This is a genomic window from Burkholderia ubonensis subsp. mesacidophila (assembly GCF_002097715.1).
In the GTDB taxonomy this organism is placed as follows: domain Bacteria; phylum Pseudomonadota; class Gammaproteobacteria; order Burkholderiales; family Burkholderiaceae; genus Burkholderia; species Burkholderia mesacidophila.
In genome coordinates, this window is record NZ_CP020737.1 from 3125786 (window position 1) to 3147433 (window position 21648).

At 68.4% G+C, this 21648-nt stretch carries 20 protein-coding genes and 1 riboswitch; of the genes, 14 read left to right on the forward strand and 6 right to left on the reverse strand.

Annotated elements, in window-relative coordinates:
• Window positions 1–116: 116 nt before the first annotated feature.
• Entirely contained in the window at window positions 117–1586 is a 1470-nt protein-coding gene (locus B7P44_RS14695) for a DEAD/DEAH box helicase (protein WP_084905314.1), read from the forward strand.
• Here the strand turns inward: B7P44_RS14695 and B7P44_RS14700 are convergent.
• The 3 genes from B7P44_RS14700 to B7P44_RS14710 all read right to left on the reverse strand — a co-directional run bounded on the left by B7P44_RS14700 (window position 1580) and on the right by B7P44_RS14710 (window position 4919).
• On the reverse strand, window positions 1580–2086 hold the full coding sequence (locus tag B7P44_RS14700) for a hypothetical protein (protein WP_084905316.1): 507 nt from the start codon (window positions 2084–2086) through the stop codon (window positions 1580–1582). The genes B7P44_RS14695 and B7P44_RS14700 overlap by 7 nt on opposite strands.
• 70 nt (window positions 2087–2156) lie before the next feature.
• Window positions 2157–2984, reverse strand: coding sequence for a ferritin-like domain-containing protein (locus B7P44_RS14705; RefSeq protein WP_084905318.1), 828 nt, complete (start codon window positions 2982–2984; stop codon window positions 2157–2159).
• Window positions 2985–3278: 294 nt separating this feature from the next.
• Window positions 3279–4919, reverse strand: coding sequence for a gamma-glutamyltransferase family protein (locus tag B7P44_RS14710; RefSeq protein WP_084906700.1), 1641 nt, complete (start codon window positions 4917–4919; stop codon window positions 3279–3281).
• 200 nt (window positions 4920–5119) lie between these two features.
• On the opposite strand from B7P44_RS14710, the gene B7P44_RS14715 reads away from it, so the two are divergent.
• Together B7P44_RS14715 and B7P44_RS14720 are read left to right on the forward strand one after the other, a co-directional pair.
• Window positions 5120–5899: a DeoR/GlpR family DNA-binding transcription regulator gene (locus B7P44_RS14715; protein ID WP_084905320.1), complete on the forward strand. Its 780-nt coding sequence runs from the start codon at window positions 5120–5122 to the stop codon at window positions 5897–5899.
• A gap of 306 nt (window positions 5900–6205) precedes the next feature.
• Window positions 6206–6403, forward strand: a complete 198-nt coding sequence (locus tag B7P44_RS14720; protein ID WP_059612197.1) for a phage tail assembly chaperone — start codon at window positions 6206–6208, stop codon at window positions 6401–6403.
• 377 nt (window positions 6404–6780) lie between these two features.
• On the opposite strand, the gene B7P44_RS14725 is transcribed toward B7P44_RS14720, so the two are convergent.
• On the reverse strand, window positions 6781–7146 hold the full coding sequence (locus tag B7P44_RS14725) for a hypothetical protein (RefSeq protein ID WP_084905322.1): 366 nt from the start codon (window positions 7144–7146) through the stop codon (window positions 6781–6783).
• Between the two features lie 162 nt (window positions 7147–7308).
• On the opposite strand from B7P44_RS14725, the gene glpD reads away from it, so the two are divergent.
• From glpD to B7P44_RS14745, 4 genes are all read left to right on the forward strand, one after another.
• A complete protein-coding gene (glpD, locus tag B7P44_RS14730) occupies window positions 7309–8832 on the forward strand; it encodes a glycerol-3-phosphate dehydrogenase (protein ID WP_084905324.1) in 1524 nt (507 codons plus the stop codon).
• Window positions 8833–8911: 79 nt separating this feature from the next.
• A complete protein-coding gene (gene glpK, locus B7P44_RS14735; protein ID WP_084905326.1) occupies window positions 8912–10414 on the forward strand; it encodes a glycerol kinase GlpK in 1503 nt (500 codons plus the stop codon).
• 81 nt (window positions 10415–10495) lie between these two features.
• A complete protein-coding gene (locus tag B7P44_RS14740) occupies window positions 10496–11212 on the forward strand; it encodes an MIP/aquaporin family protein (RefSeq protein WP_084905327.1) in 717 nt (238 codons plus the stop codon).
• Between the two features lie 198 nt (window positions 11213–11410).
• Window positions 11411–12097, forward strand: coding sequence for an HAD family hydrolase (locus tag B7P44_RS14745; RefSeq protein WP_084905330.1), 687 nt, complete (start codon window positions 11411–11413; stop codon window positions 12095–12097).
• A 139-nt stretch (window positions 12098–12236) separates the two neighbouring features.
• Here the strand turns inward: B7P44_RS14745 and ribB are convergent, their stop codons facing one another.
• Together ribB and B7P44_RS14755 are read right to left on the reverse strand one after the other, a co-directional pair.
• Entirely contained in the window at window positions 12237–12959 is a 723-nt protein-coding gene (gene ribB, locus B7P44_RS14750) for a 3,4-dihydroxy-2-butanone-4-phosphate synthase (RefSeq protein WP_084905332.1), read from the reverse strand.
• Window positions 12960–13076: 117 nt separating this feature from the next.
• A riboswitch (FMN riboswitch) is annotated at window positions 13077–13226 on the reverse strand.
• Between the two features lie 129 nt (window positions 13227–13355).
• On the reverse strand, window positions 13356–14039 hold the full coding sequence (locus B7P44_RS14755) for a helix-turn-helix domain-containing protein (RefSeq protein ID WP_084905334.1): 684 nt from the start codon (window positions 14037–14039) through the stop codon (window positions 13356–13358).
• A gap of 399 nt (window positions 14040–14438) precedes the next feature.
• Between B7P44_RS14755 and miaB the strand changes: the two genes are divergently transcribed.
• The 7 genes from miaB to lnt all read left to right on the forward strand — a co-directional run bounded on the left by miaB (window position 14439) and on the right by lnt (window position 21615).
• A complete protein-coding gene (miaB, locus tag B7P44_RS14760) occupies window positions 14439–15812 on the forward strand; it encodes a tRNA (N6-isopentenyl adenosine(37)-C2)-methylthiotransferase MiaB (RefSeq protein WP_084905336.1) in 1374 nt (457 codons plus the stop codon).
• A 25-nt stretch (window positions 15813–15837) separates the two neighbouring features.
• Complete coding sequence (locus tag B7P44_RS14765; RefSeq protein WP_084905338.1) at window positions 15838–16884, forward strand: PhoH family protein; 1047 nt, start codon at window positions 15838–15840, stop codon at window positions 16882–16884.
• 153 nt (window positions 16885–17037) lie between these two features.
• Entirely contained in the window at window positions 17038–17817 is a 780-nt protein-coding gene (gene ybeY / locus B7P44_RS14770) for an rRNA maturation RNase YbeY (RefSeq protein WP_084905340.1), read from the forward strand.
• A 16-nt stretch (window positions 17818–17833) separates the two neighbouring features.
• The gene (locus B7P44_RS14775) at window positions 17834–18466 is read left to right on the forward strand and encodes a gamma-glutamylcyclotransferase (protein WP_084905342.1); all 633 of its coding nucleotides are present in this window, start codon (window positions 17834–17836) and stop codon (window positions 18464–18466) included.
• A 66-nt stretch (window positions 18467–18532) separates the two neighbouring features.
• The gene (locus tag B7P44_RS37140; protein ID WP_167389803.1) at window positions 18533–18682 is read left to right on the forward strand and encodes a hypothetical protein; all 150 of its coding nucleotides are present in this window, start codon (window positions 18533–18535) and stop codon (window positions 18680–18682) included.
• 289 nt (window positions 18683–18971) lie between these two features.
• Window positions 18972–19859 carry a CorC family transporter gene (locus B7P44_RS14780; RefSeq protein ID WP_084905344.1) on the forward strand — a complete coding sequence of 296 codons (888 nt, stop codon included), beginning with the start codon at window positions 18972–18974 and terminating at the stop codon, window positions 19857–19859.
• Between the two features lie 64 nt (window positions 19860–19923).
• A complete protein-coding gene (gene lnt / locus B7P44_RS14785; RefSeq protein WP_084905346.1) occupies window positions 19924–21615 on the forward strand; it encodes an apolipoprotein N-acyltransferase in 1692 nt (563 codons plus the stop codon).
• The last annotated feature ends 33 nt before the right edge of the window (window positions 21616–21648 follow it).

Below are 21648 nucleotides of genomic sequence, written 5' to 3' on the forward strand. Positions count from 1 at the left end.
GCGGCTGCGGGAAACCGCGGCCGCGCCCTTTTCTTTTTTGTATTTCTTGCGACGCTATCCCCGCGCTGGCCGCGCGATGCGTCGTCGATCATAAAACTCCAGAGTCGTATCTATCTATGTCTTTTGAATCTCTTGGCCTGGCCGAACCGCTCGTCAAAGCGGTCAACGAGCTCGGCTACACATCGCCCACGCCGATCCAGTCGCAGGCGATCCCCGCCGTGCTCGGCGGCGGCGACCTGCTCGCCGGCGCGCAAACCGGCACCGGCAAGACGGCGGGCTTCACGCTGCCGATCCTGCAGCGCCTGCACACCTTCTACGCCGAACACCACAACGCGAAGCGCGCCGTGCGCGCGCTGATCCTCACGCCGACGCGCGAACTCGCCGCCCAGGTCGAGGAGAGCGTGCGCGCGTACGGCAAGTACCTGAAGCTGCGCTCGACCGTGATGTTCGGCGGCGTCAGCATCAATCCGCAGATCGACGCGCTCAAGCGCGGCGTCGACATCGTCGTCGCGACGCCGGGGCGCCTGCTCGATCACATGCAGCAGAAGACGATCGACCTGTCGCAGCTCGACATCCTCGTGCTCGACGAAGCCGACCGGATGCTCGACATGGGCTTCATCCACGACATCAAGCGCGTGCTCGCGAAGCTGCCGCCGCGCCGCCAGAACCTGCTGTTCTCGGCCACCTTCTCCGACGAGATCAAGGCGCTCGCAGACAGCCTGCTCGATTCGCCGGCGCTGATCGAGGTCGCGCGCCGCAACACGACCGCCGAGACCGTCGCGCAGAAGATCCACCCGGTCGACCGCGACCGCAAGCGCGAGCTGCTCACGCACCTGATCCGCGAGCACAACTGGTTCCAGGTGCTGGTGTTCACGCGCACGAAGCACGGCGCGAACCGGCTCGCCGAGCAACTGACGAAGGACGGCATCAGCGCGATGGCGATCCACGGCAACAAGAGCCAGTCGGCACGCACGCGCGCGCTGGCGGAGTTCAAGAACAGCACGCTGCAGGTGCTCGTCGCGACCGACATCGCCGCGCGCGGCATCGACATCGACCAGCTGCCGCACGTCGTCAACTTCGACCTGCCGAACGTGCCGGAAGACTACGTGCACCGGATCGGCCGCACCGGCCGCGCGGGCGCGACCGGCGAAGCGGTGTCGCTCGTGTGCGTCGACGAGAAGCAGCTGCTGCGCGACATCGAGCGACTGATCAAGCGCGAGATTCCGCAGGAAGTGATCGCGGGCTTCGAGCCGGACCCGAACGCGAAGCCGGAGCCGATCCAGCAGCGCCGCGGGCAGCAGCCGCGCGGCGGTGGTGGTGGCGGTGGTGGCGGCAATCGCGCGCCGCGCGCGGGCGGCTCAGGCCAGCCGGCGGCGAAGCGCGACGGCGCGCCGAAGGCGTCGCAGCCTAAGGCGGCCGCACCCAAGGCCGCTCAGACGCAGAAGGCCGCGAAGCCGGCCAACGCGGGCGGCAACGGCGCGCGTCCGGCGAGCGGCGGCGGTGGCGGTGGCGGGCGGTCGGCCAATGGCAACGCCGCGCACGCGAACCGCAACCGTTCGTCGCGCAGCGGCCAGCGCGGTCACTGAAGCCTGGCCGCCGCGCGCCTCAGGTGCTCGACCTGGCGTTGCCAGCGTTCGAGCACCTCGGCGCGCTCCCCTTCCAGCGCAAACGTGACGCCCGTCGCGAGACGCGCATAGCCGACGCGCTGCGCATCGCCGTGCGCGATCGTCGCGGCAAAACCCGCGAGCCCGCCGAAGTCGCCTTCGAGCGGTTCGATCTTCAATTGCGCCTGAAAGAACGCGCCGTCGGCGACCAGCGTCAGCGCGGCCGTGCGCCGTTGCGCGAGCGCGCGCGCCGCGCGCGAATGCGGCCACAGCGCGAGCAGCAGCACGCGCGCATCGCGCGCGTAGATCTCGCCGACGCTCAGCAGCGTCGTACGCAATTGGCCCTCTTCAGTCGCAACAATCAGCGACGCAGCGACATCTGCCTTGCGCTCGAGCGCGGTGCCGTCGAACAGCGAAACGACGGCCGGCGGCCACGCGTCGAACGTCCATTGCTCGAGCGCGCGGCGATGTGAATCGGTCATGATGGAGCGGCCTCGTCGAACGTGAGGGATGCCGCAGCATACCCGCGGCGGGCCGCCCTGTGGACGGCGATCAGCGGAAGAACACGTGCTGCGTGAGCTTCGTGAGCGGATAGTGGACGCCCGGCTGGATCTTCGCGGGCAGGTCGAGCGGCTTGAGCAGCATCTTCACGCACATGTCCGCCGACAGGTTGCGACGCACGAGCGCATTGATGCGCGCGACCCGCGCACGGCTGTATTCGCTGTCGCCGACGCGGTCCGGATAGCGGATCGCGAACACGTGGCGCAGCGCGATCTCCGAATCCTCGTTCTTGATTTCCAGCAACCGGCGCATCAGCGCGCCGAGCACCGCGAGCCGGCCGTTGCCTTCGAGCTGGTTGTACTTCTTGAAATATTTGAAGAAGTGCTTGTAGTGGCGCACTTCGTCCGTGCGGATGTTGTCGGTGATTTCCTTCAGCACGGGCTCGTCCGAGCACTCGTTGATCGCGCGATAGAGCGTGGCCGTGCCCGTCTCGACGACGCAGCGCGCGACCATCTCCAGCGCGCGGGTCTTCTCGAACGCTTCGATCGAGCAGGTCTTCGAGTATTCGTCGAAGAAATTCGCGAATGCGGTATCCCAGTCGAACTCCGGCCAGACGTACGCGATGTAGGCCTTCAGCGCGCGGCCGTGCTGCAATTCTTCGTGCTCCCATGCATTGTTGAGCCACGCCGACACTTCCGGATCGTCGTTGAAGAATTCACTCAGGTTGCTCGTGTAGAGATCCGAACCGCTCTCGATGAACGACGCCGCGCACAGCAGCAGCAGCAAATCCTCGTTCACCGCGGCGCGCTGACGATCGATCCGCGTAAGGTCGATGTCCTCGATTCGCCACGGCATGACATGCGTCGTTTCAGTCTGCATGGTGTTGCGCTCCCAGTCGCCCCATCCGGCAATCGCCCGCGCGCACGGCGCGGGCGACAGCCATCCCGGATGCGGCGTATTGCTTGACGTTATTAGAAGAAATGGGTCCGGCCGACCATTCCGGCATCTTAGCCGTACTTTAATGATCGTGCTTCAGAGCACTGACCGCGCAGGCCAAGCGCAGTTCCGCGACGGCCGTTGCGGTTCGTCAGAGGAGACCCTCGAACGCGTCGCGCACAAACGAAACGGGCGGCCTTCCGGCCGCCCGTCGGGAACGCGTGTGGAAGCGAACCGTCAGAAACCGGCGGCGAGCCCGTCGCGCCGGCTGTCGCTCGCGGCGACGTAGCCGCGCTCGGGATCGTCCCGGTCGAGCCGCCACACGAACTGGCCTGAGCCGAAATCCATGTAAGGATCGTCGACCGACTTGATCGTGTGGCCGCGTGCGGCAAGCGCGCCGACCGTCGCGCGATCCATGCTCGACTCGACGTCGAGCGTGAAGTCGCGGTTGACCTTCCAGCGCGGCGCGTCGCACGCCGCCTGCGGCTGCTGGCCGTAGCCGAGCATCCGCACGACGGTCTGCAGATGGCCTTGCGGCTGCATGTCGCCGCCCATCACGCCGAAGCTCATCACCGCCTCGGTGCGGCCATTCACCTGCTCGGTGACGAACGCCGGAATGATCGTGTGGAACGGCCGCTTGCCGCCCGCGACGACGTTCGGCGACGCGGGGTCCATCGAGAAGCCGTACCCCCGGTTCTGCAGCGCGATCCCCGCACCCGGCACGACGAGGCCCGAGCCGAAGCCCATGTAGTTGGACTGAATGAAGCTCACCATCATCCCGCGCTCGTCGGCCGCCGACAGATAGATCGTGCCGCCCGACGGCGGCCGGCCGTGGCCGAAGTGCGTCGCGCGCGCCGGGTCGATCCGCTTCGCGCGTTCGGCGAGGTACGCGTCGTCGAGCATCTGCGCGGGCGTGACCTCCATCGCGCGCGGGTCGGCGACGTAGCGATAGACGTCCGCGAACGCGAGCTTCATCGCCTCGATCTGCAGGTGCTGCGACTCCGGCGAATCGACCGGCCAGTCGGCTAGGCCCGCATGCTCGGCGATGCCGAGCGCGATCAGCGCGGCGATGCCCTGCCCGTTCGGCGGGATCTCGTGAATCGTGTAGCCGCGAAAGCGCTTGCCGATCGGCTCGACCCATTCCGGCCGGTACGCGCGCAGGTCGGCCTCGGTCAGCGCGCCGCCGCCGTCGCGCGCGAACGCGGCGATCCGCTCGCCGAGCGCACCCTCGTAGAACGCGCGCGCGCCGTCCTTCGCGAGCGTGCGCAGCGTCTGCGCATGGCCGGGCAGGCACACGCGCTCACCCACCTCGGGCGCACGGCCGCGCGGCATGAAGGTATCGGCGAAGCCAGGCAGCCCTTTGAGCTCGGGCACCGCGGCCGCCCACTTGTGCGCGACGATCGGCGGCACCGCATAGCCGCGCTCGGCGATCTCGATCGCCGGCTCGAGCAGGTCCGCGAACGGCAGCGAACCGAACTTCGCATGCAGCGCCTCCCAGCCCGCGACGACGCCCGGCACGGTGACCGTGTCCCAGCCGCGCGTCGGCTTGCGCGCGTGGCCCTGCGCGTCCTCGCCGTGACGCCGGCGGAAATAGTCGACGTTCCATGCGGCCGGCGCGACACCCGACGCATTCAGCCCGTGCAACCGCTGGCCATCCCACACGAGCGCGAACGCATCGCCGCCCAGCCCGCACGACACCGGCTCGACCACCGTGATCGCGGCCGCGGCGGCAAGCGCCGCGTCGACCGCATTGCCGCCCTTCCACAGCATCCGCAGGCCGGCCTGCGCGGCCAGCGGATGGGACGTCGACACGACGTTGCGCGCGAACACCGGGATGCGCGTCGTCGGATACGGGTTGTGCCAGTTGAAGCCGGTCATCGATTCCACCTCGTCGGAAACTGAATGAGCGCGCGAACGCGGACAATCCGCCATTGCAGCGCGATCGGCACGGTCGCGCAAATTCATTTGTCACATGAATCCATGCATCATACGCATGAATCACCGGCTGCCCGTGCCCGGCGCGCCGGCCGAACGCCCTTACAATACCCGCTCCGTGTTCACGCCTTCGCCATCGAGCCATGACCCGAGACCCTCGCCTCACCCTCAACGCGCGCCAGCAGGAATTGCTCGATTGGGTGCAGCGCGACGGCTTCGTGACCGTCGACGATCTCGCCGCGCACTTCGCGGTGACGCCGCAGACGATCCGCCGCGACGTCAACTGGCTCGCCGACCTGAACCTGCTGCGCCGCTACCACGGCGGCGCGAGCCTGCCGACGAGCTCGGAGAACGTGTCGTACACCGCGCGCCAGCGGATGTTCCACGACGAGAAGCGGCGCATCGCGGCGCTCGCCGCGTCGCACATCCCCGACCAGGCGTCGCTGTTCATCAACCTCGGCACGACCACCGAGGAGGTCGCCCGCGCGCTGAACCGCCATCACGGCCTGCACGTGATCACCAACAACCTGAACGTCGCGTCGATGATGAGCGGCTACCCGGACTGCGAGGTGCTGATCACCGGCGGCATCGTGCGGCCGTGGGACAAGGGGATCGTCGGCGAGCTGGCGATCGACTTCATCCGCCAGTTCAAGGTCGACTACGCGATCATCGGCACGTCGGCGATCGAGACCGACGGCACGCTGCGCGACTTCGACACCCGCGAGGTGCGGGTCGCCGAGGCGATCATGCAGCACGCGCGCACCGTCTACCTCGTGGCCGACCATTCGAAGATCGGCCGCCCGGCGCTCGTGCGCCAGGGGCACCTGAGCCAGGTGCATGCGCTCTTCACCGACAAGCCGCTGCCGCCGGACATGGCGGAGACGGTCGCCGCCGCCGGCACCCAGGTGTACGTCGCGGAATGACCGTGGCGATGCTGCGCCGCACCCAGAACTTCAAGTGAAATCAAGAAGTTGGCGGCACTGCAACACCGCTTGCAGCGCATCCCTCTGTCAATTGGAAAATTAATGGGGCGCGATTTGGCGTTGCCCGCGCGCTCGACTAGACTCCAGTTCCCCGGCCTGTTCGCCCGTCCCGCCTGTGCCACAAGGCACGGGCGATCCGTTGGGCCGGCGAATGCAGCTTTTCCCCCCAAGCCATACCCCCGCTGGGTATCGCGCACCGGCCGCCGAGCCGTGTGCACGGGCAGTCCGGATGCCATGGAGAGAACGATGCTGAGTCCGCATGAATTCGCCACGCTACTGCTTGTGAAGGACGCTCCCGATCAGGCCAACATGGATCGCGATGAACTCGACGCGCTGCTCGAGCAGCAACTCGTCCGGCTCGAAGGGCTCGGTTCGGGACGCAAATACTGCGTGACCGAAACCGGCGACGCGGCGCTGCGATCCATCAAATGCCGCTTTTCCTGACCTGACCGCGGCCGGCTGCCGGCCGCCCCCTCTCTCTCCCAGGGCCTGTTCCCGCTAATAACGGGCTTGCGAACGTACCTTGCCGGTCGTCCCCCAAGGGGACTTCCTTCGGGGCGCGTGCAAGGCGCGAGGAGCGCCGTTTGGCCGAGCCAAACAAGCGACGAGCAACGCCGCAATGCGGCCGGCAAGGCATGTTCCCCTGATTTCAAGAAATTCGTTCGTGGGGCTGGCCGCCAGAAGGGCCGATCGCCGCGTCATGCTCCTTGCGAATACATCCGGTATTCGCTGCGTCCCATTCCTCGCGCTCGGCCCTTCTGGCGGCCAGCGCAAGCCCGTTATTAGCGGGAACAGGCCCTGCCCCATCCCGGACGCGACGCTCACCCGCCGCGCAGCGTCGGATCGACCGCCGCGCGCCAGGTGATGGCCTTCGCGCGCGCGTCGTTGAAATACGCGACCCAGCCGGCCCGCGCCGACGCATCCGGCGCCGCATAACGCGCCGAAAGTTCGTTTACGAACGTGCAGTAGTTCGCTTCCGACAGCCCGCGATACCGCTTCGCGACATACGCATCGTAGATCGCCGAGTAGACCGGCTGCGCATCCGCGCCCCAGTCGCGCGCTGTGCCGCCGCATGCCGTCTGCAACGCCACGAACGACGGCGCCCGCCAGTTGCCGCCGAGCGGCGGCGTGCCCGCGCACCCCGCCAGAAGGACGGCGCATACGCCGGCCCACATCCCAATACGCATGATTCACCTCATGAAACGGTCGATTCCGCCAGTATCGTCCGGGATCGCCCGGCGCGCCACCCGCCCCTCTTTTTCGAACTTTACTTTTTCGAATTCGTTCGTTAAATTTCGAATTCGAACATTTCTTGTTCGTCAATTTCCATCAGACGATAAGGACAGCAGGTGACCCAACCGAATCGCTACGATCTGCTCGTCGTCGGCGGCGGCATCAACGGCGCGGGCATCGCGCGCGATGCGGCCGGCCGAGGCCTGTCGGTCATGCTCTGCGAGCAGGACGACCTCGCGTCGCACACGTCGTCGGCCAGCACGAAGCTGATTCACGGCGGCCTGCGCTATCTCGAGTACAAGGAATTCGGGCTCGTGCGCAAGGCGCTGCAGGAACGCGAGACGCTGCTGCGCGCGGCGCCGCACATCATGTGGCCGCTGCGCTTCGTGATGCCGCACATGCCGAACCTGCGGCCAGCCTGGCTGATCCGCATCGGCCTGTTCCTCTACGATCACCTCGCGAAGCGCGAGCTGCTGCCCGGCTCGCGCGGCATCGACATGCGCCGCCATGCGGCCGGTGCGCCGCTGATCGACTCGATCAAGCGCGGCTTCGTGTACTCGGACGGCTGGGTCGACGACGCGCGCCTCGTCGTGCTGAACGCGCTCGACGCGAAGGAGCGCGGCGCCGACATCCTGACGCGCACCAAGCTCGTGTCCGCCGAGCGGGCCGGCGACGAATGGGAAGCGCGGCTCCAGCTCGCGGACGGCTCGATTCGCGTCGTGCGCGCTCGCGCGATCGCGAACGCGGCCGGCCCGTGGGTCGGCGAAGTGCTGCACGGCGCGCTCGGCCGCGGCGCGAATCATAGCGTACGGCTCGTGAAGGGCAGCCACATCATCACGCGCCGCCTGTTCGATCACGATCACGCGTACATCTTCCAGAACCCGGACAAGCGGATCATCTTCGCGATTCCGTACGAGCGCGACTTCACGCTGATCGGCACGACCGACGTCGAATACACGAACGATCCGGCCAAGGTCGCGATCGACGGCAACGAGACGCAATACCTGTGCGACTCGATCAACCGCTACTTCAAGCGCAAGATCTCGCCCGCCGACGTCCACTGGACGTATTCGGGCGTGCGCCCGCTGCTCGAGGACGAGAACGCGGCCAACGCGTCCGCCGTCACGCGCGACTACCGGCTCGAGATGGACGACGGCGCGGGCGCGCCGCTGCTGTCGGTGTTCGGCGGCAAGATCACGACGTTCCGCAAGCTCGCCGAGGAAGCCGGCGACCTGCTGTGCCGCGCGCTCGGCCGTGACGCCGCGCCGTGGACCGCCGGCGCGCCGCTGCCGGGCGGCGACATCGCCGACGCGAAGTTCGACGCGTTTGCCGCGCAATTCGCGGCGCGTCATCCGTGGCTGCCCGCCGAGCTCGCGCGCCGCTATGCGCGCGCATACGGCACGCGCGCGGAACGCGTCGTCGGCAATGCGAAGTCGCTCGCCGAGCTCGGCGCGGCGATCGCGCCGGGCATCCACGAAGCCGAACTGCGCTACCTGCGCGACGTCGAATGGGCGACGCGCGCACAGGACGTGCTGTGGCGCCGCTCGAAACTCGGCCTGCACGTCGCGCCGGGCACGCTCGACGCGGTGACGGCCGCGCTCGACGCGTGGTTCGCCGCCGCGCACGCGCAACACGCCTGACCGTTTTCGACTCACCCAAACGCGCCGCCTCGTGCGGCGCGAATCACAACTAAGCCAACTACGGATGGAGATGAGAGACATGCAGGAACAGTACATCCTCGCGCTCGACCAGGGCACGACGAGCTCCCGCGCGATGCTGTTCGATCGCCAGGGCAACATCGTGTCGACCGCGCAGAAAGAATTCGAACAGATCTACCCGCAACCCGGCTGGGTCGAGCACGACCCGCAGGAAATCTGGTCGACGCAGGCGGGCGTCGCGGCCGAGGCCGTCACCCGCACCGGCCTGAACGGCACGTCGATCGCCGCGATCGGCATCACGAACCAGCGCGAGACGACGATCGTCTGGGATCGCGAGACGGGCCAGCCGGTCTACAACGCGATCGTCTGGCAGGACCGCCGCACCGCCGACTTCTGCGACACGCTGAAGGCGCAGGGCCTCGAAGCAAAGGTGCGCGCGAAGACCGGCCTGCCGATCGATGCGTACTTCTCCGCGACCAAGATCCGCTGGATCCTCGAGAACGTGCCCGGCGCACGCGACCGTGCGCGCCAGGGCAAGCTCGCGTTCGGCACCGTCGACAGCTGGCTCGTGTGGAACTTCACGAAGCACGAGCTGCACGTGACCGACGTGACGAACGCGTCGCGCACGTTGCTGTTCAACATCCACACGCGCCAGTGGGACGACGAGCTGCTCGAGCTGTTCGACATCCCGCGCAGCATGCTGCCCGAAGTGAAGGCGTCGTCCGAGATCTACGGCCACACGAAGACCACCGTGTTCGCGTCGAAGATCCCGCTCGCCGGCATCGCGGGCGACCAGCAGGCGGCGCTGTTCGGCCAGATGTGCACGACGTCGGGCATGGTGAAAAACACCTACGGCACCGGCTGCTTCCTGATGATGAACACCGGCAACAAGCCGATCGAGTCGAAGAACAACCTCGTGACGACGATCGCGTGGCAGATCGGCGACGACGTGCAGTACGCGCTCGAAGGCAGCATCTTCATCGCGGGCGCAGTCGTGCAGTGGCTGCGCGACGGCCTCGGCATCATCAAGAGCGCGGCCGAGATCGAGGCACTCGCCGAGAGCGTGCCGCACACCGACGGCGTCTACCTCGTGCCCGCATTTGCCGGCCTCGGCGCGCCGCACTGGAACGCCCGTGCGCGCGGCTCGCTGTTCGGCGTCACGCGCGGCACGACGTCCGCGCACCTGGCGCGCGCGGCGCTCGATTCGATCGCGTACCAGTCGCTCGACGTGCTCGCGGCGATGGAAGCCGATTCGGGCATCAGCGTCGGCGAGCTGCGCGTCGACGGCGGCGCAAGCGCGAACAACCTGCTGATGCAGTTCCAGGCGGACCTGCTCGGCGTCGACGCGGTGCGTCCGCAGATCACCGAGACGACCGCGCTCGGCGCGGCCTACCTCGCGGGTCTCGCGATCGGCTACTGGAAGAACCTCGACGAACTGCGCAGCCAGTGGCAGCTCGACCGCCGCTTCTCGCCGTCGATGCCGAAGGAGCAGGTCGAACAGTGCATGGCCGGCTGGCAGCGCGCGGTGCGCGCCGCGAAGGTGTGGGCCGACGACGCGCAGTAACCGTTCGTCTTCCATAACGAATACAAAAACGACCGGCGGACCGCGCAACGCGCGAGTCCGCCACGACATACGAGAGACAACATGTCACCTTATTTCGCAGAATTCATCGGCACCGCCATCCTCGTGCTGCTCGGCAACGGCGCGGTCGCGAACGTGCTGCTCGCCAACACCAAGGGCCGGGGCGCGGACCTGATCGTGATCGTGTGGGGCTGGGCGATGGCGGTATTCGTCGCCGTCTACGTGACCGCGTCGTTCAGCGGCGCGCACCTGAACCCGATCGTGACGATCAGCCTCGCGCTCGCGCACAAGTTCGCGTGGTCGAAGGTCGGCGGCTACATCCTCGCGCAGATGCTCGGCGGGATGGCGGGCGCGCTGCTCGTGTGGCTCGCGTATCGCCAGCACTTCGCGAAGGAAGCCGATCCCGATCTGAAGCTCGCGGTGTTCTGCACCGCGCCTGCGATCCGCAGCGTCCGTCACAACGTGCTGACCGAAGCGATCTGCACGTTCGTGCTGATCCTCGGCGTGCTGTACCTCGCGTCGCCGCAGGTCGGCCTCGGCGCGCTCGACGCGCTGCCCGTCGGCCTGCTCGTGCTCGGCATCGGCATCTCGCTCGGCGGCCCGACCGGCTACGCGATGAGCCCCGCGCGCGACCTCGCGCCGCGCCTCATGCACGCGCTGCTGCCGATCCCCGGCAAGCGCGACAGCGACTGGCGCTACGCGTGGATTCCGGTGATCGGCCCGCTGATCGGCGGCTCGCTGGCAGCCGGGCTATACCTGACGCTGCACGTGCCGCACTGACCGGCGGCCCGCCTCGCCGAAGCAACGCAGCCCGCGCGCCGCAAGGCCGCGGGCTGTTTCACAGGCGGCGCCTGCCGCGGCCGGACACCGGCGCCGGCATGGTGCCGCCGAACCGTCCGAGCCTGCGCGCTGCCGCCCGGCAAAGCACGTATCATGGCGGCTAACAGGCGTCGCCGACGCCCCTGCTTCTTCACCATCATGCTCGATCACCTCATCTGCGACTGCGACGGCGTGCTCGTCGACAGCGAAGTCATCGCCGACCGCGTACTGCTCGACACGCTGTCCGCCACGTTCCCGCACATCGATTTCGAGGCCGCCGCGAAGACCGCGTTCGGCCAGCAGACGTCGCGCTTCCTCGCCGGGCTCGAGTCACGCTACGGCATCACGATGCCCGAGAACTTCATCGAGACGATCGAGCACAACATCGAGGCCGGTCTCGCGCAATCGCTCGCGCCGATCACCGGCGTGCGCGACGCGCTGCTGAAGGTGAGCCTGCCCGCGGCCGTCGTGTCGAACAGCCGCCTTGCGCGCGTGCGCAGTTCGCTCAAGCGCGCCGCGCTCACCGAGATCTTCGGCGAGCGCGTGTTCAGCGCCGAGCAGGTCGCGCGGCCGAAGCCCTACCCCGACGTCTACCTGCACGCGGCGCGCACGCTCGGCGTTGCACCCGAGCGCTGCATCGTCGTCGAGGACAGCGTGTCGGGCCTGAACGCCGCACGCGCGGCCGGGATGAAGACGATCGCGTTCGTCGGCGCGAGCCACATCCCCGACAACTACGCGGATGCGCTGCGCGCGATGGGCATCACGCGGATCATGCGGAAGATGGACGAGCTGCCGTCGCTCGTCGCCGCCGGCGTGCGCGGCGAGTTCGGCGACGTGCAGTCCTGACGCGCGACAGCGGCCGGACGACGGTTTGCCGCCCGGCCGGGATGACGTCAAGCGCAACCGGGTATCGGTAGCGGCCTAGGCGCCGGACATCGACGAACGTCCGGATTTGCCGTCACGCACGGAGTATCCCGAGCACGCGTTACGCGTCGCTCAGGCAGCCCTCGCGCGCGGCCGCAAGCGCTTCGCGGAATTCGACCAGCTCCGCGATCGTCAGCATCGGCAGGCCGTGCTGCCGCGCGAAACGCTCGACGTCGTCGCCGCGCGTCATCGTGCCGTCCGGGTTCATCAGCTCGCACAGCACGCCGGCCGGCTTCAGCCCCGCGAGGATCGCCAGGTCGACCGTGCCCTCGGTGTGGCCGCGGCGCGCAAGCACGCCGCCCGGTTGCGCGCGCAACGGAAACACGTGGCCCGGGCGGACGATGTCGTGCGGCGTCGCGTCGTCGGCGATCGCCGCGCGGATCGTCGTCACACGGTCGGCCGCCGACACGCCGGTATGCACGCCTTCGCGCGCCTCGATCGACACGGTGAACGCGGTGCCGTTGCGGCTCTCGTTGGTCTGCACCATCGGCGGCAGCGCGAGCGCGCGCACCTTGTCGTCGGTCAGGCACAGGCAGACGATGCCGCTGCACTCGCGGATCAGCAGCGCCATCGTTTCCGGCGTGATCCGCTCGGCCGCCACGATCAGGTCGGCTTCGTTCTCGCGGTCGTGATCGTCCTGCAGCACGACCGCGCGGCCCGCGCGCAACGCGTCGAGCGCGGCGGCGATGCGCGGCGGCACCGGTTCGGAATCGAGCAACGGGAGATCGGCAAAGGCGTCGGCAGGCGCCGACGAATGGGACAAAACCGGGGAAGTAAAGGACATGTGAAACGCTCCTCGCAATACGATGTGGGCGAAAAACGTTTCAGGGCATTGCAAACAGACAGAACGACAACCCGCTTCGCACGCACGGCGAAGCGGCCCTGACGGACATGACTATCTGCACATCTTCTCTCATCCGGACTGTGACCGTCGGCTCTGGCATTCGACCAGATCTGCTGACCCCGCGCATGACGCGCGGGCGCTCGCGGGCTCGCCGGCTTACGCCAGCCTACCGCCGGTGGGGAATTCCACCCCGCCCTGAAGACGCACTGATTGCCGGACGAACCGGCGGGCAAAGCATACAACAGCCGCACGCGCGGCGCAGCGAACCGCATCTAAAACCTTACTGACGACCCCGTCTAATGGATCGTCCAACGAACCGGCCGCACCTCGCCGGCCCTACCCCGCAACGCGCGCCGCATCCGGCACGAGCCAGCGCGGCGGCACCTCCGGGCTCACCGTCACGCGAAACGCGCGCGCTTCGCTGTCGCCCGGATTGCGCAGGCTGTGCGGCTGGTCGGCGTCGAACACGATCGCGTCGCCGGTCGCGAGCAGCTGGCGGCGGTCGTGCACGCTCACCTCCAGCGTGCCTTCGCTGACCACCAGGTTGATCGTCGTGCCCGGCGCGCGGCGCACGCCCGCCTCGGTATGCAGCGGCGCGATCCGCAGCTCGTGGAACTCGGCCGCGGCCGGCTCCCCTTCCGGATGCAGCGCGCGCGCCGAGAAGCGCCCGTTCGAGCTGACGACGCGCGACGCGCGGTCGGCCGCGAGATGCTCGAAGCCGTTCACCGCATGGCGGCGCAGGAACGCCGCGACCGACACCTTCAGCGCGGCCGCGATCTTGCACAGCACCTTGATCGACGGCACGCTGCGCGCCGACTCGATCTGCGCGAGCATCGCGCGCGACACGCCGGACAGCCGCGCGAGCGCATCGAGCGACAGCTGCCGCTCGGCGCGCAGCCGCGCGAGATTGACGCCGACGACCTGCTCGAGCGCGTCGAGCGACGCCTGCGTCCGGACCTCGGCGGCGTCGCCGGACTCCACGGAAGACACATCGCGCACCAGCGCCAGGGGTGAATACATTGGCCTTGCCTCCGGGCCGCGACGCGGCCCTGCGAATGGGATAAGCGGGTGGGAATCGGGTTGCGCATCGATCGAAGCGCGTACCGAGACGCTATCACCCGCCCCCGCACCGGCAAACGAAGTTATCTTCACACCGTTATCAGCATCGCGGAGGAATGCGTATCGGCGTGGCCCGTTCCCACGCTATCGCGCCGCCGGGCGCCCAGGGTCCGGCCCCAGGCTTCCGTCGCCGCACGCGCCCGCAACCGGCCGGCCGTTCCGCGCGGGATGAAAAGCTATAATAGAAAGCTTTCCCGACGGTCTCTTCCCGGCAGCGGCGCGTGCGCCGCGCGGCGGGCGGCCGTCCCGATTCACCCTAGACGACGCCCCCAGGTCAACCACTGCGAACGGCGAATCCCCATGACGAAAAAAGTTTACGTAAAGACCTTCGGCTGCCAGATGAACGAGTACGACTCGGACAAGATGGTGGACGTGCTCAATGCCGCCGAAGGCCTCGAAAAGACCGACAACCCGGAAGACGCGGACATCATCCTGTTCAACACCTGCTCGGTGCGCGAGAAGGCGCAGGAGAAGGTGTTCTCCGACCTCGGCCGCGTGCGCGAGCTGAAGGAAGCGAAGCCGGACCTGCTGATCGGCGTCGGCGGCTGCGTCGCGAGCCAGGAAGGCGCGTCGATCGTGTCGCGCGCGCCGTACGTCGACCTCGTGTTCGGCCCGCAGACGCTGCACCGGCTGCCGAAGATGATCGATGCCCGCCGCGCGAGCGGCCGTGCGCAGGTCGACATCACGTTCCCCGAAATCGAGAAGTTCGACCACCTGCCGCCCGCGCGCGTCGAGGGCCCGAGCGCGTTCGTGTCGATCATGGAAGGCTGCTCGAAGTTCTGCAGCTACTGCGTGGTGCCGTACACGCGCGGCGATGAAGTGTCGCGCCCGCTCGACGACGTGCTGACCGAAGTCGCGGGCCTCGCCGACCAGGGCGTGCGCGAAGTCACGCTGCTCGGCCAGAACGTGAATGCATACCGTGGCGCGCTGACGGCCGGCTCGACCGAGATCGCCGATTTCGCGACGCTGATCGAATACGTCGCCGACATCCCCGGCATCGAGCGGATCCGCTACACGACGTCGCATCCGAAGGAATTCACGCAGCGCCTGATCGACACCTACGCGAAGGTGCCGAAGCTCGTGAACCACCTGCACCTGCCGGTCCAGCACGGCTCGGACCGCATCCTGATGGCGATGAAGCGCGGCTACACGGTGCTCGAGTACAAATCGGTGATCCGCAAGCTGCGCGCGATCCGCCCGGACCTGTCGCTGTCGACCGACATCATCGTCGGCTTCCCCGGCGAGACCGAGGCCGACTTCGACAAGACGATGGCGCTCGTGCACGAGATGAGCTACGACACGAGCTTCTCGTTCATCTACAGCCCGCGCCCCGGCACGCCGGCCGCGAACCTCGCCGACGACACGCCGCGCGAGGTCAAGCTCAAACGCCTGCAACATCTTCAGGCGACCATCGAGGAGAACGTCGCACGCATCAGCCAGTCGATGGTCGGCAAGGTCGAGCGGATCCTCGTCGAGGGGCCGTCGCGCAAGGACCCGAACGAGCTCGCGGGCCGCACCGAGAACAACCGGGTCGTGAACTTCCCGGCGCCGCTCGCGTCGCACCCGCGCCTGATCGGCCAGATGATCGACGTGAAGATCAATCACGCGTATCCGCACTCGCTGCGCGGCGAGCTCGTGCTCGCGCACGACGACGCGAGCACGGCCACGCACTGACGTTCACCAGGAGCCCGACGCCACTTTGAAAGCCACCCAAGCACTGGAATTCACCGCGCCGCGCGACGACAACGCGCGCCTCGCGAATCTCTGCGGCCCGCTCGACGAGAACCTGCGGCAGATCGAACAGGCGCTCGACGTCACGCTGCAGCGGCGCGGCCACCGGATCTCGATCCGCGGGCGCGGCGCGAAGCTCGCGCTCACCGCGCTCGAAAACTTCTACAACCGCTCGCGCGATCCGCTGTCGGTCGACGACATCCAGCTCGCGCTCGTCGAGGTGCGTCACACGGGCGGCAACGGCCGCGTCGAGGACACGCTCGACGTGCGCTTTCGCGGCGACCCCGACCATCCGTTCGACGAGCCGGTGATGCGCGTCGACGACGAGGAGCTCGAGGAGCCCGCGCCGAAGCTCTACACGCGCCGCGCCGACCTGCGCGGCCGCACGCCCGCGCAGCGCGAATACCTGAAGCAGATCCTGTCGCACGACATCACGTTCGGGATCGGCCCGGCCGGCACCGGCAAGACCTATCTCGCGGTCGCGTGCGCGGTCGACGCGCTCGAGCGCGACCAGGTCAAGCGCATCGTGCTGACGCGCCCGGCCGTCGAGGCCGGCGAGCGGCTCGGCTTTCTGCCGGGCGATCTCGCGCAGAAGGTCGATCCGTACCTGCGGCCGCTGTACGACGCGCTGTACGACCTGCTCGGCTTCGACAAGACCGCGAAGATGTTCGAGCGCCAGATGATCGAGATCGCGCCGCTCGCGTACATGCGCGGCCGCACGCTGAACCACGCGTTCATCATCCTTGATGAGGCGCAGAACACGACGCCCGAGCAGATGAAGATGTTCCTCACGCGGATCGGCTTCGGCTCGAAGGCGGTCGTCACCGGCGACACGAGCCAGGTCGACCTGCCGCGCGCGCAGAAAAGCGGCCTGATAGAGGCGCAGCAGGTGCTCGGCGGCGTGCGCGGCATCGCGCTCACGCGCTTCACGAGCGCCGACGTGGTCCGGCACCCGCTCGTCGCGCGCATCGTCGAGGCGTACGACGAGTTCCACGCGCAGCACAAGGACGCCTGACGCGCCCGCGCCCGTGTCACGCCCAGCCCGGCCCGCCCCACGGCGCGCCGGGCTTTTTTTCGGCTGCGCGGCGCGCGGCGCCCGCGCCGGCCGAATTCGGGCGGGATTGGCCGTTTGGTGTATCCTCATCGCGTTCCAATTGCCCGACGCGTCATGAAATCGTCCCGCTCCCGCAAGTCCGCCCGCGCCGACCAGGCCACGTCCGAAACGCTCCGTCTTTCGCTGTTCGATGCGAAAGGCAAGGTCAAGTCCGTCGACGCACAGGGGCTGCGAATCGATTTTCCCGACGGCCGCAGCCTGATGTTCGACCTGTCGGGCGCGTCCGGCGAAGCCGCCGTCGCGATCGTCGCGCAGCACGCCGATCCGGCGATGCGCGCAAAGCTCGCGCTCCAGCCCGAGCACTACGACAGCATCACGCTGCACGTCGGCGCCGAACCCGCGCCGCGCGACGTCGGCCTCGATGACGATGCGATCCGCGATCCCGAGCTCGACCTCGCCGTCCAGTACGGCGACGAGATCACCGGCGACGTGCGCAAGGCGCTGCCCAAGCGCAAGCTGATCGCCGAATGGATCGCGCCCGCGCTGTTCGCCGACGCGCAGCTGACCGTGCGCTTCGTCGGCGACGAAGAAGGCCGCTCGCTGAACGACAGCTACCGTCACAAGGACTACCCGACCAACGTGCTGACCTTCGCGTACGACGAAGCGCCGGACGGCACCGTGATCGGCGACCTCGTGCTGTGCTGCCCGGTCGTCGAGAAGGAGGCGCGCGAGCAGGGCAAGCCGCTCGACGCCCACTACGCGCACCTGCTCGTGCACGGCGTGCTGCATGCGCAGGGCTACGACCACGAGACGAGCGACGAGGACGCCGCCCAGATGGAAGCGCTCGAAGTCGACATCCTCGCGAAACTGGGCTTCCCGAACCCGTACCGGTAAGCCGCCCCGCCCCCCGATGCGCAACGCCGCCACGCTCCCGCCCGCGTACCCGCCGTCGATCGGCGAGGGGCGGCTGCTGACGGAAGCCGAGCTCGCGGCGTCGCTCGCGCACACGATGCGCGACTGGGACGGCCGGCAGGATCTCTGGCTGTTCGGCTATGGGTCGCTGATCTGGAATCCCGGGCTGCCGACCGTCGACGCCGTGCGCAGCAAGGTGCACGGCTATCACCGCGGCCTCTATCTGTGGTCGCGCGTGAACCGCGGCACGCCGGAGCGCCCGGGCCTCGTGCTGGCGCTCGACCGCGGCGGCTCGTGCAGCGGCATCGCGTTCCGGCTCGCCGGCGCGACCGCGCAGCCGCACCTCGAAACGCTGTGGAAACGCGAGATGCCGATGGGCTCGTACCGGCCCGCATGGCTGCCGTGCCTGCTCGAGAACGGCGAGCGCGTGATGGCGCTCGCGTTCGTGATGCGGCGCGACGCGCCGACCTACACCGGCAAGCTGCCGGACGGCGTCGTGAAGGAAGTGCTCGGCTGCGCGTCCGGGCGCTACGGCACGACGCTCGACTACGTGAGCCGGACCGTCGACGCGCTGCGCGCGAGCGGCATCCCCGATCGCGCACTGGAAGGGTTGCTGGCGCGCTGCCGCTGACGCGGTGCGCCCACCCGGCGGCCGTCGCCCCGACCACCGCCCGTTCACCTTCGAAGGACGCCCGTCATGACCTCGCCCCGCTGGCCGCGCTGCAAAACCATCGCACTGGTCATCGCCGCGAGCGTCGCGCTGTCCGGCTGCGGCGTGTTCGGCTGCGGCGGCGCCGCGTCGAACGGCGGGGCGGCCGGCGGCTGCTCGGCCGGCATGCGATTCTGAGCCCGGCGGCCCGCCGCCGGCGACAAATCGTCGCCCCCTGCTCCGTCCCGAAAAAGGCGCCGACGGGCCGGTCCGCACGGAATTTCGTCCGCCGCTGCCCCGCCGCGCCTTTCTGAGATACGATGGAAACGACAGGACGGCGCGGTGCCGAGCCCGCCTGTCCCCGAGCGGGGCCCGCACGGCTGCCCGCCCTGGCCTGATGGCCGGGGTGACACGGCCGCGCCTTGCCCATGGTGTATCCTTGCCAATTCCGTGACAGCGCGCCCCGACATGAACCGGGCGCACCACCATGAACGATTCGTATCCCAGTCGAAAGTCCAACGACAAACCGCATGAAAAGCGCTCGCTGCTCGAGCGCCTGACCGACTTCATCTCGCCCGAGCCCGAATCCCGCGGCGAGCTGCTGGAAATCCTCCAGGACGCCCACGAACGCAACCTGATCGACGCCGATTCGCTGTCGATGATCGAGGGCGTCTTCCAGGTGTCCGACCTGTGCGCCCGTGACATCATGGTGCCGCGCGCGCAGATGGACGCGATCAACATCGCCGACAAGCCCGAGGATTTCATTCCGTTCGTCCTCGAAAAGGCGCACTCGCGCTACCCCGTCTACGAGGAAAACCGCGACAACGTGATCGGCGTGCTCCTCGCGAAGGACCTGCTGCGCTTTTATGCGGAAGAGGAATTCGACGTGCGCGGGATGCTGCGTCCTGCCGTGTTCATCCCCGAATCGAAGCGCCTGAACGTGCTGCTGCACGACTTCCGGGTCAACCGCAACCACCTCGCGATCGTCGTCGACGAATACGGCGGCGTCGCGGGCCTGATCACGATCGAGGACGTGCTCGAGCAGATCGTCGGCGACATCGAGGACGAATACGATTTCGACGAGGAAGCCGGCAACATCATCGCCGCGCCGGACGGCCGCTACCGCGTGCGCGCGCTGACGGAGATCGAGCAGTTCAACGACGCGTTCGGCACCGATTTCTCCGACGAAGAGGTCGATACGATCGGCGGCCTGATCACGCACCATTTCGGGCGCGTCCCGCATCGCGGCGAGAAAGTGCAGCTCGGCAACCTCGTATTCGAGATCCAGCGCGGCGACGCGCGCCAGGTCCACGTGCTGCTGGTGCGCCGCAGTCCGCTCGCGAGCCGCCGCGCCGAGACGTCGCACGAAGACTGACCGCCCTGACCGCCGCGCCCCGCGCGGCGTCTCCACCAACCGCTTCGCCCCCCCTTCGAATCGCATGGACGAGCCGATCCCGTCCCGCCCGGCAGGCGGCCTCCTCGCGCCGGCGCCCGGCCGCACGCTGCCGCGCTGGCACTACCCCGCCGCGCTGCTCGCCGGCGCGGCCAATACCCTGACCTTCGCACCGACCCCGCACGGCGGCTGGCTGCAGTTGCTGGTATTCGTCTGGTTTTTCGCGCAGCTCACGCGCACCGCGAGCTGGAAGAGCGCGGCGCTGACGGGCGGCGCGTTCGGCTTCGGCAACTTCATCTCCGGCATCTGGTGGCTCTACATCAGCATGCACGTCTATGGCGAGATGGCCGCGCCGCTTGCCGGCGGCGCGCTGGTGCTGTTCTCGCTGTACCTGTCGCTGTATCCGGCATTCTCGGCCGGGCTGTGGTCGTTCTGCGCGGGCCATGCGTGGCACCGCCGCGAACCGGACCCGCGGCCGTTCGCGCCGACGTGGCACGGCGCATTCGCGTTCGCGAGCGCGTGGGCGCTCGGCGAATGGCTGCGCGGCACCGTCCTCACCGGCTTTCCGTGGCTCGCGAGCGGCTATCCGCAGGTCGACGGCCCGTTCGCGGGCTTCGCGGCGATCGTCGGCGTGTACGGGATCGGCTGGCTGCTCGCGCTGTTCGCCGCGCTGATCGTGCAGGCGCTCGCCGCCGCCCGACGGTCCCCGGCGCAGCAGGCGGATAACGGCGGCGACCGGCGCGTGTGCATCGCGGCGCCGGCCGGTGTCGCGCTCGCGCTCGTCGTGGCCGGCGTCGCGCTGTCGCAGGCGACGTGGACCGTGCCGGCGAACGCGCCGCTCACGGTCCGGCTGCTGCAGGGCAACGTGAAGCAGGACATCAAGTTCGAGCAGGCGGGCATCGATGCAGCGATCAAGATGTACACGCAGATGATCACCGACAAGTCCGCCGACCTGATCGTCACGCCCGAGACGGCGATCGCGGTGATGATCCAGGAATTGCCCGAGCCGTTCGCGCGCGCGGTGCGCAAGTTCAGCGACGGCACCGGCTCCGCGGTGCTGTTCGGCGCGGTCGGCGCGTCGGTCACCGACGACGGACGCTACGTCGACTACACGAACAGCCTGTACGGCGTGACGCCGAATTCGCGCGACATCTATCACTACGACAAGCACCACCTCGTGCCCTTCGGCGAATTCATCCCGTGGGGCTTCCGCTGGTTCGTCGACCTGATGAAGATGCCGCTCGGCGATTTCGCGCGCGGCGCGCCGGTGCAGAAGCCGTTCCTCGTGCGCAACCAGCCGGTGATGGCCGACATCTGCTACGAGGACATCTTCGGCGAGGAGATCGCCGCCACCATTCGCGACAACCCGCAGCCGCCCGGCGTGCTCGTCAACGTGACGAACCTCGCGTGGTTCGGCGACACGATCGCGCTCGACCAGCACCTGCAGATCGCGCGGATGCGCGCGCTCGAGACCGGCCGGCCGATGCTGCGCGCGACCAACACGGGCATGACGGCCGCGATCGATGCGCGCGGCCGCGTGCTCGGCCAGCTCAAGCCGTTCACGATCGGCTCGCTCGACGTGCGCATCGAAGGCACGAGCGGCTTCACGCCATATGTGACGAGCGGCAACGCCGCCGTGCTCGCGGTGTCGTTCGTGCTGCTCGCGTTCGGGTTCACGTTCGGGCCGGGGTTGCGGCGGCGCAACGGCAAGCCGGCGCGCGGCGACCGGAAAGCATAACGCGGGCGGCGGTGCGGCAGCAGCCCGCCGCCG